Annotated in this window: 15 protein-coding genes (1 of these 15 running past the window's edge); 11 read left to right on the top strand and 4 right to left on the bottom strand. The window is 57.6% G+C overall.

Annotation, left to right across the window (positions count from 1 at the left end; translation table 11 throughout):
- On the top strand, nucleotides 1–681 hold the full coding sequence (locus COL8621_RS15610; protein WP_093968204.1) for a response regulator transcription factor: 681 nt from the start codon (nucleotides 1–3) through the stop codon (nucleotides 679–681).
- Entirely contained in the window at nucleotides 678–2210 is a 1533-nt protein-coding gene (locus COL8621_RS15605) for an ATP-binding protein (RefSeq protein WP_176438514.1), read from the top strand. Before COL8621_RS15610 ends, COL8621_RS15605 begins: the two co-directional genes overlap by 4 nt.
- Nucleotides 2211–2239: 29 nt before the next feature.
- On the opposite strand, the gene COL8621_RS15600 is transcribed toward COL8621_RS15605, so the two are convergent.
- On the bottom strand, nucleotides 2240–3445 hold the full coding sequence (locus tag COL8621_RS15600; RefSeq protein ID WP_235823905.1) for an ROK family transcriptional regulator: 1206 nt from the start codon (nucleotides 3443–3445) through the stop codon (nucleotides 2240–2242).
- A 232-nt stretch (nucleotides 3446–3677) separates the two neighbouring features.
- On the opposite strand from COL8621_RS15600, the gene COL8621_RS15595 reads away from it, so the two are divergent.
- The 4 genes from COL8621_RS15595 to COL8621_RS15580 all read left to right on the top strand — a co-directional run bounded on the left by COL8621_RS15595 (nucleotide 3678) and on the right by COL8621_RS15580 (nucleotide 7332).
- Complete coding sequence (locus COL8621_RS15595; protein ID WP_176438513.1) at nucleotides 3678–4718, top strand: sugar ABC transporter substrate-binding protein; 1041 nt, start codon at nucleotides 3678–3680, stop codon at nucleotides 4716–4718.
- 138 nt (nucleotides 4719–4856) lie between these two features.
- Nucleotides 4857–5939: an ABC transporter permease gene (locus COL8621_RS15590; protein ID WP_093968201.1), complete on the top strand. Its 1083-nt coding sequence runs from the start codon at nucleotides 4857–4859 to the stop codon at nucleotides 5937–5939.
- The gene (locus COL8621_RS15585; RefSeq protein WP_093968200.1) at nucleotides 5915–6724 is read left to right on the top strand and encodes an ATP-binding cassette domain-containing protein; all 810 of its coding nucleotides are present in this window, start codon (nucleotides 5915–5917) and stop codon (nucleotides 6722–6724) included. The genes COL8621_RS15590 and COL8621_RS15585 overlap by 25 nt, the downstream gene beginning before the upstream one ends.
- Nucleotides 6721–7332, top strand: a complete 612-nt coding sequence (locus tag COL8621_RS15580) for a nucleoside triphosphate hydrolase (RefSeq protein ID WP_093968199.1) — start codon at nucleotides 6721–6723, stop codon at nucleotides 7330–7332. Before COL8621_RS15585 ends, COL8621_RS15580 begins: the two co-directional genes overlap by 4 nt.
- On the opposite strand, the gene choV is transcribed toward COL8621_RS15580, so the two are convergent.
- The 3 genes from choV to choX form a co-directional block, all read right to left on the bottom strand.
- On the bottom strand, nucleotides 7325–8341 hold the full coding sequence (gene choV / locus COL8621_RS15575) for a choline ABC transporter ATP-binding protein (protein ID WP_093968198.1): 1017 nt from the start codon (nucleotides 8339–8341) through the stop codon (nucleotides 7325–7327). The genes COL8621_RS15580 and choV overlap by 8 nt on opposite strands.
- A complete protein-coding gene (gene choW / locus COL8621_RS15570; RefSeq protein WP_093968197.1) occupies nucleotides 8338–9171 on the bottom strand; it encodes a choline ABC transporter permease subunit in 834 nt (277 codons plus the stop codon). The genes choV and choW overlap by 4 nt, the downstream gene beginning before the upstream one ends.
- 75 nt (nucleotides 9172–9246) lie before the next feature.
- Nucleotides 9247–10164 carry a choline ABC transporter substrate-binding protein gene (gene choX, locus COL8621_RS15565; RefSeq protein ID WP_093968196.1) on the bottom strand — a complete coding sequence of 306 codons (918 nt, stop codon included), beginning with the start codon at nucleotides 10162–10164 and terminating at the stop codon, nucleotides 9247–9249.
- A gap of 78 nt (nucleotides 10165–10242) precedes the next feature.
- Here choX and betI point away from each other — a divergent pair, with 78 nt between their 5' ends.
- The 5 genes from betI to COL8621_RS15540 form a co-directional block, all read left to right on the top strand.
- A complete protein-coding gene (gene betI, locus COL8621_RS15560; protein ID WP_093968195.1) occupies nucleotides 10243–10830 on the top strand; it encodes a choline-binding transcriptional repressor BetI in 588 nt (195 codons plus the stop codon).
- Nucleotides 10827–12341 carry a choline-sulfatase gene (gene betC, locus COL8621_RS15555; protein WP_093968194.1) on the top strand — a complete coding sequence of 505 codons (1515 nt, stop codon included), beginning with the start codon at nucleotides 10827–10829 and terminating at the stop codon, nucleotides 12339–12341. The genes betI and betC overlap by 4 nt, the downstream gene beginning before the upstream one ends.
- Nucleotides 12342–12363: 22 nt before the next feature.
- Complete coding sequence (gene betB, locus COL8621_RS15550; RefSeq protein ID WP_093968635.1) at nucleotides 12364–13821, top strand: betaine-aldehyde dehydrogenase; 1458 nt, start codon at nucleotides 12364–12366, stop codon at nucleotides 13819–13821.
- Nucleotides 13822–13839: 18 nt separating this feature from the next.
- A complete protein-coding gene (gene betA, locus COL8621_RS15545; protein ID WP_093968193.1) occupies nucleotides 13840–15498 on the top strand; it encodes a choline dehydrogenase in 1659 nt (552 codons plus the stop codon).
- Nucleotides 15499–15644: 146 nt separating this feature from the next.
- A protein-coding gene (locus COL8621_RS15540; protein WP_093968192.1) for an alpha-D-glucose phosphate-specific phosphoglucomutase crosses the window boundary here: on the top strand, nucleotides 15645–16295 show its 5' portion. 981 nt of this gene lie beyond the right edge of the window; only the first 651 of its 1632 coding nucleotides appear in the window; the start codon lies at nucleotides 15645–15647; its stop codon lies off the right edge, out of view.

Genomic DNA, 16295 nt, shown 5'->3' with positions numbered 1-16295 from the left:
ATGGCACACCGTATTCTGATTGCTGACGACGACCCTCATATCCGTGACATCATTCGCATCGCACTGGAAAGTGCAGGGAATACAGTGGTCGAAGTTTCAAACGGGCAAGCCGCACTTACGGAACTTGGGCGCACAGAGGTTGATCTTGTCGTGCTTGATATCGGGATGCCGCATATGGATGGCTTTGATTGCTGTCAGGCAATTCGCGCCAAATCCAACGTGCCGATCCTGTTTCTGACAGCGCGAGATGACGAGATTGACCGCGTGTTGGGGTTTCAGCTTGGCGCGGATGATTTCGTGGCAAAACCGTTTAGCCCGCGTGAACTTGTTCTAAGGATCAAGGCCATTCTAAGCAGGGGCAAACCAGATCCGGCGCGGGCGTTAAAACATGGTGCGCTGAAGATCGAAAGCGAAGGCCATCTTGCAACGCTTGGCGGCGAAGAAATGGCGCTGACGGCGCGGGAATTCGCGCTGCTGGCCTATCTTGCCACCCACGCTGCGCAGGTCCATAGCCGCAACCAGTTGATTGATGCTCTTTACGGCGGCAACACCGATATGTCCGGGCGTACCTTGGACAGTCATATCCGCAACATACGCGCAAAGGCGGCCAAGCTGGGGTGCGACGAAGTCATCGTCACGGTTCACGGTGTTGGTGTGAAGTTGGGCGGATGCGCGCTGTGACGCAAGTTCGCAAAAAATGGCGCCCTCCGTTGATCTTGGTTGTTTTTGCGGTTTGCGCGTTGCTGATCGCGATTCCGGTTGTGACGCTTTTGGCGATGCGCCTGACGTCGAACCAATTTATCCGCACGACAGAGGCGGCCTTGATCGAACAGGGGGCCATTTATGCACAGGCCTTTTCCGACGCGTTTCAGGCCTTGGACGGCCCCATGATCGGCACGCCGCTGAATGAGGAACTTAAGGCCCATTGGGGGGCGGATTTTCACCCCGCGCAGCCGGGGCTAAGTCTTCAGGCTGATGGATTGCATGCCCCGCGCCCGGACGGCGTACCAGACGAAACCACGGCTGACCCGCGATATGCGGCGATCTATCCTTTGATGATCGATCTGGCGCGCGGGGCAAGAAAAACCACGCTTTCGGGTGTGGTTTTTCTGGATGACACCGGTTCCAACATTGGCGGAGAGGAGCGACGTTCATTCGCCACCCTAACCGAGGTGCAGTCGGCGCTTGGTGGTCAGGTCGGCTCGATTCTACGCGCAAGAGAACAGGATTATGACCCCCATCCGCTGACTTCGATAAGCAGGGATACGAAGTTCCGTGTCTTTGTGACCTATCCTGTCATCGCGGACGACCGTGTCATTGGCGTGGTCTACTTGTCGCGGACGCCAACCAATTTGAACAAGTTCTTGTATCGTGAAAGGGCTGGGTTTCTGATCATGGTCGCGGCGACTGTTTCTGGCACGGCGCTGGTTGGTTTTCTGCTGTTGCGGCTGCTATCGGCCCCGATTCACGCGCTTAAGAACAACACCTCTGCGATTGCCAAGGGCAAGACATCTCCGTCGCAGGTTTCGGCGCATTACGGGACCAAAGAACTGGCTGAACTGGGGGAGAGTGTCCTTTCGATGGCGGATACGCTTTCTCAACATGCGCAAGAGCTTTCGATTTACACGGACCATGTAACGCACGAGCTGAAATCCCCAGTCACTGCCATTTCTGGGGCTGCGGAGTTGCTGGAACTGGAAGACCTACCTGCGGAACAGCGTCAAAAATTGCTGGGCAACATCCGATCAGAAGCAAGCCGTATGAACACCTTGCTTGGCCGGCTTCGTGAGATGACGAAAATGCGGGGGCAGCAGCCGGGCGGACCGGGCCGATTGATGGATATGATGCCCGACCTTCAGGGGCTTGCGGTCTTGGCCGAGGGTTTAAGTGGCGTCACGCTTCCGATTTCGGCCGAACATGGCCGGATGGTGCTGTACCACATGGCGCAAAATGCGCAGCAGCATGGTGCGGATGAGGTGCGCATCACCTATTCCGAAGGAGTGCTAAGGGTTGCGGATAATGGCAACGGGTTGGCGCCAAGCGATGCCAACCGGGTGGCTGATCCGTTTTTCACGACCCGCCGCGATATGGGCGGAACGGGAATGGGGTTGGCGATTACCAAGGCGATACTGGATATCTATCGCGCAGAGCTGAACGTGCGCCCGAACGACCCCGGCGCAGTCTTCGAGATACGGTTTCACAAGGTCTAGGGCCTTGCAAATCGACGGCGCAAGTTGGGTTATGCCTTCAGCAACGCGTTCTGATCGACCAAGAAGCGATCAGAAAGCGGAAGGCTGGCCGCACCAAGCGCGCGGGCACTGGTGCCGATGGTGCCCTCTAGGACTGGGGGTTTTTCAATGCCCGCGATTTCCAGATCCGTGAGCTTCTGTTCGGTTTGACGTACCAGCTCTGCCCGGACTTCTTCGGGAAGCCAGCCGTCGATCATGGCGTATTCACAGTCCATTACCGACGCTGCGGCGGCAATTGCAAAGGCCAAGCCGGAAGACGCATCATCAACCCAATCGCGCAGGATGTCGGCCGGAACAGACCATGACTTTGGTGGTTCCCATAGGATGTTCGCATCACCGCCGGTCGCGATAATGGCCGTTTCCAGTGTCGCGAGAGAGGCGACATCAACCAACAACCGTGCCTTTTTGCCCGTCACGCCAATGGGAATAGAGCCTAACGCGCCCGCATTGCCCGACCGGCCGGTGAAAAGGCTTCTATTCAAGACCACGCCGCCACCCACGAAGAACCCGATGTAGAAATACAAGAAGTCGCGTGGGGTTTCGCCTTTGCCAAAGACCAGTTCAGCACCGCACGCCGCCGAGGCGTCGTTCTGAAGATAAATAGGAAAGTTCCAATTTTGCGCGATTTCGGCACGGATGTCGCGCTCGCGCCAAGCTTCCATATCGGTTTGTTCCAAGCCAAGCGCGACGGACCAATCCCAAAGCCGGAATGGAATAGCGATGCCCAACCCAGCCACGCGTTTGCGTTCTTCCGGTGTTAGCTGATCCAGCAGTTGGCCGATGGAGTCATTGGTGAACCGAACGACACCGTCGGGAGTGGGGTAGGGATGCGTAAGGTGCACGCGGCCGATGACCGTGCCCAGAAAATTTATCAGGATCATTTCCAGGCTTCGCCGCCCGACTTTCAGGCCGAAGAAGAATGCGCCACCTTTTGCAAGATTCATCGGAACGGAGGGTTGCCCGACCTTGCCGCGAATTGGCTCTCCTTTTTCCAGAAACCCGTCTGCCTCTAGCGCGCGCATGATGACAGAGACCGTTTGCGCCGAAAGACCAGAGATACGCGCGATTTCCGCTTTGGGCAGCGCGCCATTCTGACGGATCAAAGAGAGTACAAGCCGTTCGTTATAGGCGCGCATACCGCTTTGGTTGGAGCCGCGAATGCCGCTCGCTGGTGCAGTATTGCTGTCTTCTTTCATTGGCTTACGTTTCTTTTCTGGGTCAGTTGGGCGCACCGCACCGATTGAATTCCAACGATCTTTGAGCACGGAAGGGGTCACTGTCAATAATAAATAAGAGTGATTTATTTATTGACAGTTGCCTGCAGAATCGGTTTGTTTTGCTACCAAGGAGAACTGGGAAACCGGCGCTCTTTGGGCGCTCGTGGGGGACTGCAGCGCTCTGTTGAATGCAAATCTCGGGAGGATTGCTATGAACACGAAATTTAGCCTTAAGGCCAAACTGGCTGGCGCTGCCGCTGTTGGCATGATGATCAGCGCGGGTAGCGCACAAGCTGCAAGCCATTCGATTGGTGCGTGCCTGATCACAAAGACCGATACCAATCCATTCTTCGTGAAAATGAAGGAAGGTGCCCAGAAAGGCGCCGAAGAAAACGGCATCGATCTGCAAACCTTTGCTGGCAAACTGGATGGCGACGTTGAAACACAGATCGCCGCTGTTGAAACCTGCATCGCGTCGGGTGCCAAAGGCATCCTGATCACTCCTTCCGACAGCCGCGCGCTTGCGCCAGTCGTTACACAGGCTCGCGAAGCTGGCTTGCTGGTGATCGCGCTGGATACGCCATTTGAACCGGCTGATGTGGCAGACGCGACTTTCGCGACAGACAACTTCAAAGCTGGCGTTCTGATCGGTGAATGGGCGAAGGCGAAGATGGGCGATGCGTCTGCTGATGCGAAAATCGCGCTGCTTGATCTGAACGCTTCTGAAATCTCGGTCGATTACCTTCGCGATCAGGGCTTCCTGACCGGCTTTGGTGTTGACGTGAAAGACCCCAAAGACATCGGCGACGAAGATGATCCGCGTATCGTTGGCAACGACGTCACCAACGGCAACGAAGAGGGCGGTCGCACCGCGATGGAAAACCTTCTTCAGAAAGATCCGGGCGTGAACGTGGTTTACACGATCAATGAACCGGCTGCTGCTGGCGCATACGAGGCGTTGAAAGCTTTCGGTAAAGAAGGTGATGCGCTGATCGTTTCCGTTGATGGCGGCTGCCCGGGCGTTCAAAACGTTGCAGACGGCGTTATTGGCGCGACATCCATGCAGTTCCCACTGTTGATGGCGTCCAAAGGCATCGAAGCGATCAAAGCCTTCGCAGACGGTGGCGCGAAGCCAGAGAACACTCCTGGTCTGGATTTCTTCAACACCGGGGTCCAGCTGATTACAGACACTCCAGTTGATGGCATTCCGTCGATCACTTCGGCCGAAGGCCTGGAGATGTGCTGGGGCTAATCCCTCCGCCGAGGTTTGAATTCACACTCCCAGCCTTGGCATTGCGGGCGGCTTCGGCCGCCCGTTTTAACACGGATTCCCCGCAAGCCGGCGGAATCATGTAACCTGAACACCTAATTTCCGTCTGGAGAGAATGTTATGAGCGGTGCAGAGAGCGCGGCCAGTCCAAAGCAGGATTTTGAAAAAGCGTTGGACCAAAGCGATACCAGCGTGGCCTCCTTTGACACGAAAGAAAAATCCTTCCTGGATCGAATACAGCACTTCCTTCACGGGAACCCGACGATGGTTCCTGTCATTGTATTGTTAGCAAGTGTCGTTGTGTTTGGCCTGTTGGCCGGATCACGTTTCTTTTCGCCATTTAACCTTTCATTGATTATCCAGCAGGTTTCGATCATCGGCATCCTTGCTGCGGCGCAAAGCCTGATCATCCTGACCGCAGGTATCGACCTTTCGGTGGCCGCGATCATGGTGTTGATGTCGGTTATCTCGGGCAAGCTTGCTGTTGAAATGGGCGTACCGGCGCCGCTGGCCCTTTTGGTCGCATTTGTTGGCGGTACTGCGGCTGGGATCATGAATGGCCTGTTGGTGACGCGCATTAAGCTGCCGCCGTTTATCGTTACGCTGGGCACGTGGAACATCTTTTTCGCGCTGAACCTGTGGCTGTCGGGTGCGCAATCCATTCGGTCGCAAGACATCGACAGTGCCGCGCCGTTGCTGAAGTTCTTTGGCAACAACATCGCTCTTGGCAGTGCGCGCCTGACCTATGGTTCGATCCTGATGGTCGTTGTGTTTGTTGCCCTGTGGTACATGCTGAACAAAACTGCGTGGGGCCGCCACGTTTACGCAATCGGTGACGATAAAGAGGCGGCAGAGCTGGCCGGTATTCGGACTGACCGCACGCTGGTGTCTGTTTACGCACTGGCCGGGTTCGTCTGTGCCATCGGCGCGTGGGCGTCCATCGGGCGTGTTGGTTCGGTTTCTCCGCAGTCGTTTTACGAAGGCAACCTTCAGTCGATCACGGCTGTTGTGATTGGCGGCATTTCCCTTTTCGGCGGGCGCGGATCCATCATGGGTGCGTTGTTTGGCGCGTTGATTGTGGGTGTGTTTCAGTCGGGCCTGCGTTTGGCGGGCGTGGATGTTCTGTGGCAAGTGTTCGCCATCGGTTGGCTTATCATTATCGCGGTCGCAATTGACCAATGGATCAGAAAGGTTTCGGCATGAACCCTGCAGTGGAACCCGTTCTTAAGGCGCGTGGGCTGGTCAAACGCTATGGCCGTGTAACCGCATTGAACAACGCCGATTTCGATCTGTACCCCGGAGAGATCTTGGCCGTCATCGGTGATAACGGCGCTGGTAAGTCATCGCTGATCAAGGCTATCTCGGGCGCGACGAACGTGGACGAGGGCAAGATGTGGTTGGACGGAAAACCGTTCCACTTCAACTCGCCGCTTGAAGCACGTGAGGCTGGCATCGAAACGGTGTATCAGAACCTTGCGCTTTCGCCCGCGTTGTCGATTGCGGACAACATGTTCATGGGGCGCGAAATCCGCCGCTCGGGCGTGATGGGCAGCATGTTTAAGATGCTTGATAACAAAGAGATGCAGCGCATCGCGCGTGAAAAGCTGAATGAACTTGGCCTGATGACGATCCAGAACATCAACCAAGCGGTTGAGACCCTTTCGGGTGGTCAGCGACAGGGCGTTGCTGTTGCCCGCGCTGCGGCGTTCGGGTCGCGCGTTGTGATCTTGGACGAACCGACAGCGGCCCTTGGCGTAAAGGAATCCCGCAAAGTGTTGGAGCTGATCCAAGACGTTCGTTCGCGCGGGATGCCGATTGTGCTGATCTCTCACAACATGCCGCATGTGTTTGAGGTGGCCGATCGTATCCACGTTCATCGTCTGGGTCGTCGTCTGTGTACGATCAACCCGAAGGATTACACCATGTCCGACGCGGTGGCCTTTATGACTGGCGCGCAAGAACCGCCCGCCGAAGCGGTGGCCGCATGAACCAGATCAGGCGCGAGGCATTGGCCGACCGCCTGATCACCCTTGCCCAAGGGCAGGGGCGCATAATCGTTGCCATTGCCGGAGCGCCCGGCAGTGGAAAATCAACCCTCGCAGAGGCGCTGGCCAAGGCTATCGGCCCTGATGCCTGCGTTGTGCCGATGGATGGGTTTCATCTGGACAACACGGTACTGAAAGAACGCGGCCTATTCGCCCGCAAAGGCGCGCCCGAGACGTTCGATGCCGAGGGGTTTCGCCACTTGATTACCCGGCTGTCGGCGGGTGGCGATGTCATCTATCCCACCTTTGATCGCGAACTTGATCTTGCCCGCGCTGGCGCAGGTGTTGCCCCCGCACAGGCGAAGATCGTGTTGTGCGAAGGGAACTATCTTTTGTTGGATCGCCCGATCTGGGCCGATCTGGCGCAGCATTGGGATGCCACCGTGTTTCTTGATGTGCCGATGGAGGAGCTTGAGCGGCGGTTGATCCAACGCTGGCTGGATCACGGCCATTCCCCCGAACAGGCAAAGGCCCGCGCGATGGGGAACGATATTCCAAACGCGCGGCAGGTTGTCGAACACTCCCGCCGCGCGGATTTTGTCGTTACTTGATCAACGCCGCCAGAACGGTGTCTTTCGTGGCCTCGCCAATCAGCGCGCCGTTTTCCGTTACCCCCACGGCACCGTCCATCGATTCCAGTTGCGCCATGACGTCTTGAATTCGTGCATTCGCTGTCACTGTCTGTGTGTGGGCGCCGGTGCTGGGTTGTAGCACGTCACGCGCACACAGAACGCCAAGTGGGTTCATATGGGCGACGAAATCGGCCACGTACTCATTCGCCGGGGCCGAGAAGATTTCACGCGGCGTGCCACATTGAACGATGCGCCCGCCTTCCATAATCGCGATACGGTCGCCCAGCTTGAACGCCTCGTCCAAATCATGGCTAACGAAGATGATCGTGCGCTTTAGTTCGTTCTGAAGGTCCAGCAATTCATCCTGAAGCCGGGTGCGGATCAGCGGATCAAGCGCGGAAAACGGTTCGTCCATCAACAGGATGGGCGCGTCTGTGGCAAAGGCACGGGCAAGGCCAACACGTTGCTGCATGCCGCCTGACAGATCGCCGACCTTGCGTTCCGCCCAGTCAGACAAGCCCACAAGGGCAAGCTGTTTGTCGACCTGTTTGGCAACCTCTTTCCGGCTAAGGCCTGCCAGTTCCAGCCCAAGCCCTGCGTTTTCGCGGACCGAGCGCCAAGGCAGCAGACCGAATTGCTGAAACACCATAGCAACCCGCGTTTGGCGCAGGCGGCGCAGATCGGCGGGGGCGGTGTGGGTGATGCTGACCATCTGGTCTCCATCGTTAATCCGCACCTCGCCGCGCACGACGGGGTTCAATGCGTTAACGGCCCGCAGCAGGGTGGATTTGCCAGACCCGGACAGGCCCATCAGCACAAGGATTTCGCCTTCATCCACGCTTAGCGAACAGTCGTGAACGCCCAGAACTTGGGATGTTTGCTCTTGCACCTCGGCGCGGGATTGGCCGGCGTCCATAAGGGGCAGGGCCGCTTCAGGCTTGTCGCCAAACACGATGGAGACGTTGTCGAATTCAACAGCTTTGGTCATTTGCGTTCCATCCTCAGCATACGGTCCAGAATGATCGCGACGACCACGATGATGAAACCGCTTTCAAATCCAAGCGCGGTGTTCACCTGGTTCAGGGCGCGCACCACAGGCACGCCAAGCCCATCGGCCCCAACCAGCGCGGCGACAACCACCATCGAAAGCGAAAGCATGATGGTTTGGTTCAGACCAGCCATGATTTGAGGCAGGGCATAGGGCAGTTCGACCTTCCACAACGTTTGGCGCGGGGTCGCGCCGAATGCCCGCGCGGCCTCTAGCAACGCGGTGGGGGTAGAGCTGATGCCAAGATGTGTCAGCCGGATCGGGGCAGGCAGAACGAAGATCACCGTGGCGATCAGGCCGGGCACCATGCCGATGCCAAAGAACACAATCGCCGGGATCAGATAAACAAATGTAGGCAGGGTTTGCATAAGGTCCAGCACCGGGCGGATCGCCTGAAACAGCCGCGGGCGGTGGGCTGTGGCGATGCCGATGGGTGTTCCCACAGCCATACAGACGACGCAGGCAGACAGGACCAGCGTTAGGCTTTCAGTCGTTTCTTCCCAATAGTCTTGGTTCAGGATGAACAGAAACCCCAGCGCCACGAACAGCGCGGTTTTCCAGCTGCGTTGAAGATACCACGCCAAGGCAACGAAGAAGCCGATCACGACCAGCGGATGGGGCGTTTGCATTATCCACAAAATCCCGTCGATCAGCGCCTCCATCATCGCGGCAAGCCCGTCAAAGAAGCCCGCGCCATGATCTTGGAGCCAGTCGAACACGGTCTTCGCCGTTTTTCCGACCGGTATTTTATGGTCTGTCAGCCAGTCCATCCGTCACCCCTGTTGTTATTAGTCGTCATGGTGAAACGCCCGCCTCAGATGGGGCGGGCGTTTCCGATTTTGTGATTAAAGGCCGAATTCGGCTTTTACAGCGGCAAGGCCGTCTTGGCCGTCTTTGGTGGTCACACCGTCAAGCCATGCGTCCAGAACCGAACCGTTCGCCTTCATCCAAGCCATGGTCGCGTCATCGGCTTCTTCGCCATCAACCAAGATCTTGCCCATGATTTCGTTTTCCATCGGCAGGCTGAATTTTAGGTTGGCCAGCAGTTTGCCGATATTCGGGCACTCTTCGGCGTAACCTTTGCGCGTTACTGTGTGAACGACGCCTTCACCGCCAAAGAAGTCTTCGCCGCCGGTCAGGTATTTCAGATCGTAGGTGGAGTTCATCGGGTGCGGTTCCCAGCCAAGGAAGACGACGTGTTCGTCTTTCTTAACGGCGCGGCCAACCTGTGCCAGCATCCCCTGTTCGGAGCTTTCGACCACCTCGAAACCACCAAGACCGTGAGTGTTCGCTTCGGCCAGGCTTACAAGATAGGCGTTGCCTTCGTTGCCGGGCTCAATGCCGTAGATCTTTTCGTCCAGCTCGTCGCGGAACTTGGCGATGTCTGCATAGGTTTTCAGGCCAGCTTCGTATGTATAGGCGGGCACGGCCAGCGTGTATTTGGTGCCTTCAAGGTTTACGGCAACCGATTCAATCTCGCCGCTATCCAGATAGGGGCCGATTGCGCCAGCTTGTGCAGGCATCCAGTTGCCAAGGAAGATGTCTACATCGTCGCTTTCAAGCGAGGCAAAGGTCACTGGCACAGACAGAACCTTGACGTCGACGTCATAACCAAGGGCTTCGATCACCTGTTTGGTGGCGGAAGTGGTGGTTGTGATGTCGGTCCAGCCCACATCAGAAAACACGACTTCTTCGCAATTTGCCAAGGCTTGTCCGGCAACAAGAACCAGCGCCGCGGCTGAAACTGTGGATTTGAGATGCATGTTGAGCTCCCTGTTTTTTTGATTGACGAGTTAATTAAAACTGCCCTACCTCGAAATACAACTGCTTTGAGAGGATCGATGCCAAAGATCGGAATGGAGCCCATCCGCCGAAGTGCGCTGGTGCAGGCCACGATCGCCGAAATCGGCGAGGCGGGTTCGCTTGAGGTGACGGTCGGTCAGATCGCCAAACGCGCGGGTATGTCCAGTGCGCTGGCGCATCACTATTTTGGCAGCAAAGACAACATCTTCCTTGCCGCGATGCGTCATATTTTGGCAGTTTTCGGCGCCTCGGTTAAGGTGGAATTGCAGGGCGCAAAAACGCCTCATGAGCGGATCGAGGCGATCATCCGTGCCAGCTTTTCCGAAGAAAATTTCCAGCCAGAAGTCATCAGCGCGTGGCTGAATTTCTATGTGCTTGCACAAAATTCAAGCCAAGCTGGGCGGCTTTTGCGCGTCTATCAACGCCGCCTGCATTCGAATCTGGTGTTCAATCTGCGCCCCTTGGTTGGCAATTCGGCCCCAGAAGTTGCCCAAGGGTTGGCTGCGATGATCGATGGTTTGTACATCCGGCAGGCCCTGCGCAACGAAGCCTTGGGCCGTTTGGGCACCACGGCGATGGTCGTTGATTACCTTGATATGTCCTTGCGTCTGAAAGGTGCAAAATGAAGCAGCCGAATATTCTTATCCTGATGGTTGATCAGCTGAACGGTACGCTGTTCCCGGATGGTCCGGCGGAATGGTTGCATGCGCCAAACCTGAAAAAGCTGGCCGCGCGGTCGGTGCGGTTTCGCAACTGTTATACCGCGTCCCCTCTGTGTGCGCCGGGGCGGGCCAGTTTCATGTCAGGGCAGCTTCCCAGCCGCACGCGCGTTTACGACAACGCGGCTGAATTTGCGTCGGACATCCCGACCTATGCCCACCACCTGCGCCGCGCTGGGTATCAGACGTGTCTATCGGGTAAGATGCATTTCGTCGGCCCGGATCAGTTGCACGGGTTCGAAGAGCGTCTGACGACGGATATCTACCCCGCCGATTTCGGCTGGACACCAGATTACCGCAAACCGGGCGAGCGGATCGATTGGTGGTATCACAACATGGGGTCCGTCACCGGCGCGGGCGTGGCCGAGATTTCCAACCAGATGGAATATGATGACGAGGTTGCCTATAACGCGACCCGCAAGGTTTACGATCTGGCACGGGGCAAGGATGACCGCCCATGGTGCCTGACCGTCAGCTTTACCCACCCGCATGATCCATACGTGGCGCGTAAGAAGTATTGGGATCTGTACGAGGATTGCGAGCATCTGCTGCCCGAAGTCCCAGCGATGGACTATGACGACCACGACCCCCACGCCAAGCGCATCTTTGATGCCAACGACTGGCGCAACTTCGACATCACCGAAGAAGACATTCGCCGTTCCCGCCGCGCCTATTTCGCCAACATCTCATACCTCGATGACAAGATCGGCGAGATCATGGAGGCGTTGGATGGCACGCGGCAGACCGAAGACACGATCATCTATTTCGTGTCTGACCACGGCGATATGCTGGGCGAACGTGGGCTGTGGTTCAAAATGTGCTTCTACGAAGGGTCCGCCCGCGTTCCGATGATGATCGCCGCGCCGGGGTTGAAACCTTCGCTGGTTGAAACACCGGTGTCCAACATCGATGTCACGCCAACGCTGTGCGATCTGGCCGGAATCTCGATGGAAGAGGTCGCGCCGTGGACGGATGGCGAAACGCTTGTGCCATTGGCCAATGGGGTGGAACGCACTGCCCCGGTTGCAATGGAATACGCCGCAGAGGCGTCTTACGCCCCACTGGTTTCGCTGCGCTATGGTAAGTGGAAATACAACCGCTGCAGTCTGGACCCGGATCAGCTTTTTGATCTGGACGCCGACCCGCATGAACTGACCAACCTTGCCGATGACCCGGATCATGCTGGCACGCTGAACTCCCTGCGTGCCAAGTCCGAAGCGCGGTGGGATTTGGAAACATTCGATGCCGCCGTGCGCGAAAGCCAAGCCCGCCGTTGGGTGGTGTACGAGGCGCTGCGCCAAGGTGGCTATTACCCGTGGGATTATCAGCCGCTGCAAAAAGCGTCTGAACGCTACATGCGCAACCACATGGATCTGAACAACGTCGAAGATGACGCGCGCTATCCGCGCGGCGAATGACACTAATACCGGAGGCACAGCCGTGACCCTACGCTGCCAACCCACCGCCAGCCATTTTGTGAATGGTCAATATCTAGAAGATGAGGCCGGAACGCCCATCGACGTGATCTATCCCGCCACGGGCGAGGTTGTCGCGCGCGTCCATTCCGCCACGCCTGCCGTGATCGATGCCGCGTTGGAAAGCGCGCGGGCTGCGCAGGCCGAATGGGCCAGTTGGACAGGCACCGAACGGGGCCGTGTTTTGCGCCGTGCGTCGGATATCATTCGCGACCGCAACCGCGACCTGTCGGTTCTGGAAACCTATGACACCGGCAAGCCGTTGCAGGAAACGCTGGTCGCTGATGCGACGTCGGGCGCGGATGCGTTGGAATATTTCGGCGGCCTGGCAGGCAGCCTGACGGGCGAGCACATCCAGCTTGGCGATGACTTTATATATACAGTGCGCGAACCGCTTGGCGTTTGCGTTGGGATCGGCGCGTGGAACTACCCCACCCAGATCGCCTGTTGGAAAGCATCGCCCGCGTTGGCATGTGGCAACGCGATGGTGTTCAAGCCATCCGAAACCACGCCGCTTTGCGCGTTGAAAGTGGCCGAGATCATGATCGAAGCAGGCGCGCCTGTGGGCCTGTTCAACGTGGTGCAGGGCTTGGGCGATGTTGGTGCTGCGCTGGTGACGGATCCGCGGGTCGATAAGGTTTCCCTTACTGGTTCGGTTCCCACAGGGCGCAAGGTCTATGCCGCTGCCGCCGGAGAGATGAAGCACGTCACGATGGAACTGGGCGGCAAATCCCCCCTAATCGTATTCGATGATGCCGATATCGAAGATGCCGTCGGCGGCGCAATCCTTGGGAATTTCTATTCCTCGGGGCAGGTCTGTTCGAACGGCACGCGCGTGTTTGTGCAAAAGGGCATCAAAGAAGCCTTCCTTACGCGCCTGAAAGAACGTCTTGCCACCGCTGTGATCGGCGACCCGATGGACGAGGCGACAAGTTTTGGCCCGATGGTCAGCCAGCGCCAGTTGGAAATCGTTGAAGGTTATATCGCGAAGGGCGTCGAAGAAGGCGCACGGCTGGTATCAGGCGGTAACCGGGTTCAGCGCGATGGCTTCTTTCTGGAACCCACAGTCTTTGCCGATGTGACCGATGGCATGACCATCGCGCGCGAAGAAATCTTTGGCCCAGTGATGGCCGTTCTGGATTTCGAAGATGAGGATGAAGTCATCACCCGCGCCAACGACACAGCCTTTGGTCTGGCCGCCGGTGTGTTCACCCGGGATCTGACGCGCGGCCACCGCGTGATTGGCAAGTTGGAGGCCGGCAGCTGTTGGATCAACACCTATAACCTTGCGCCGGTTGAGGCTCCGTTCGGTGGGGTCAAGCAATCGGGCGTTGGGCGCGAAAACTCTAAGGCCGCGATCGAACACTATTCGCAACTGAAATCCGTCTATGTGGCGATGGGGAAAGTGGACGCTCCTTTCTAAGGGGGCGCGGGGCAAGGCATGGAAGCTGATTTTGTAATCATCGGGGCAGGCAGCGCGGGCTGCGCCATGGCGTATCGGTTGGCCGAGGCGGGGAAATCCGTTTTGGTCATCGAACACGGTGGCACGGATGCGGGCCCGTTTATTCAGATGCCTGCTGCGTTGTCTTATCCGATGAACATGTCGCGCTATGACTGGGGCTATCAGTCAGAACCTGAACCGCATCTGGGTGGTCGCCGTTTGGCCACACCGCGCGGCAAGGTCGTTGGTGGATCGTCGTCGATCAACGGGATGGTCTATGTGCGCGGTCACGCGCGGGACTTTGACCATTGGGCCGAAAGCGGCGCGGATGGCTGGGCCTATGCGGATGTGCTTCCGTATTTCAAACGGATGGAGCATTGGCATTCGGGCGGTCACGGCGGCGATGCCGGTTGGCGGGGCAAAGATGGCCCACTTCATGTAACGCGCGGTCCGCGTGCGAACCCGCTGTTTCAGGCTTTTGTCGATGCGGGGCGTCAGGCAGGGTACGAAACCACCGACGATTATAATGGGCAAAAGCAAGAAGGCTTTGGCCCGATGGAGCAAACGGTCTGGAAAGGCCGACGCTGGTCTGCCGCCAATGCCTATCTGAAGCCTGCATTAAAACGCCCGAACTGTGATCTTGTCCGCGCGTTCGCCCGTAAGGTCGTGATCGAAAACGGCCGCGCCGTGGGCGTAGAGGTTTCGCGCGGTGACAAGGTCGAGGTGATCCGCGCCCGGGACGAGGTCATCGTGGCGGCATCGTCGGTTAACTCGCCCAAGCTGTTGATGCTGTCGGGTATCGGCCCGGCGGCGCATTTGGCGGAACATGGGATTGATGTCGTCGCTGATCGCGCTGGTGTCGGGCAGAACCTTCAGGACCATCTAGAGGTTTATCTGCAGATGGCTGCAAGTCAGCCCATCACGCTGTTCAAGCATTGGAACATCTTCTCCAAAGCGATGATAGGGGCACAGTGGTTGTTCACCAAAACCGGGCTTGGCGCATCGAACCAGTTCGAAAGCGCGGCGTTCATCCGATCGCGCGCTGGGGTGGAATACCCGGACATCCAATATCACTTCCTGCCGATTGCTGTGCGGTATGACGGCAAGGCGGCTGCCGAAGGGCACGGGTTTCAGGCGCATGTCGGCCCGATGCGGTCGGCTAGCCGGGGGGCGGTGACTTTGCGGTCATCCGACCCGAACGACGCGCCGAAGATCTTTTTCAACTATATGTCCGACCCGCAAGACTGGGAGGATTTCCGCACCTGTATCCGCCTAACGCGTGAAGTGTTTGGCCAAGAGGCGTTCAAGCCTTTCGTCAAACACGAAATCCAGCCCGGCGCAGATGTACAGCGCGATGATGAGATTGACGGCTTTATCCGCGAACACGCTGAAAGCGCCTATCACCCCTGCGGCACCGCACGAATGGGGCGCAGGGATGACCCGATGGCGGTAGTTGATCCAGAGGCCCGCGTCATTGGCGTGGATGGGCTGCGGTTGGCCGACAGTTCGATCTTTCCGCGCGTTACAAACGGCAACCTGAATGCGCCCTCTATAATGGTTGGGGAAAAGGCGGCGGATCACATCTTGGGCCGCACGCCGTTGGCACCCGCCAATGATGAACCTTGGATTCACCCCGATTGGCAGAACCGCCAACGCTGATCCCACCCGGAACCCTTTCACAATCGTTGCGGTTTTCTGCACCCCGGTCATTGACCTTCCGGGGCTATGATACAAACCTGCAACAAACCGCCGTTAAGCCCAGAGGGGCCAAGCGGCCAATGTGATTGAGACGAGGGATTAGCCGAATGACCGTTACCACCGTGAAGACCCAGCCGATTGAGGGGCAAAAGCCCGGCACATCCGGCCTGCGTAAAAAGACGCGGATCTTCATGGAACCTCATTACCTAGAGAACTTCGTTCAGGCTGTTTGGAATGGGATCGGTGGCGTTCAGGGCAAGACCTTGGTGCTGGGCGGGGACGGGCGCTATTTCAATGATCGCGCCGCGCAGGTGATTTTGCGAATGGCCGCGGCAAGTGGTGCGGCTAAGGTGATCGTCGGGCAAGATGCGCTGCTGTCCACGCCTGCGGCCTCTAACCTGATCCGCAAGCGTAAGGCAGATGGCGGCCTTATCATGTCGGCCAGCCACAACCCCGGCGGCCCGGACGAAGATTTCGGTGTGAAGTACAACATCGCCAACGGCGGCCCTGCGCCCGAAGATGTCACTGCCCGGATATTCGCCTCCACACAGGACATTTCCGAGTACCTTATAATGGAAGCGCATGATGTGGACCTGTCGAAGGTTGGCGAAACCCAACTGGGGGACATGCTGGTCGACGTGGTCGACCCTGTCGCTGACTATAAAGAGCTGATGGAAAGCCTTTTCGACTTCGCCGCGATCCGTGATCTGTTTGCGTCGGGCTTTGCCATTCGGTTTGACGCGATGCATGCGGTGACC

The organism is Actibacterium lipolyticum, assembly GCF_900184935.1.
Lineage (GTDB): Bacteria > Pseudomonadota > Alphaproteobacteria > Rhodobacterales > Rhodobacteraceae > Actibacterium_A > Actibacterium_A lipolyticum.
Note: the sequence above shows the minus strand (reverse complement) of the source record. Positions and strands in the feature narration are given on the sequence as shown.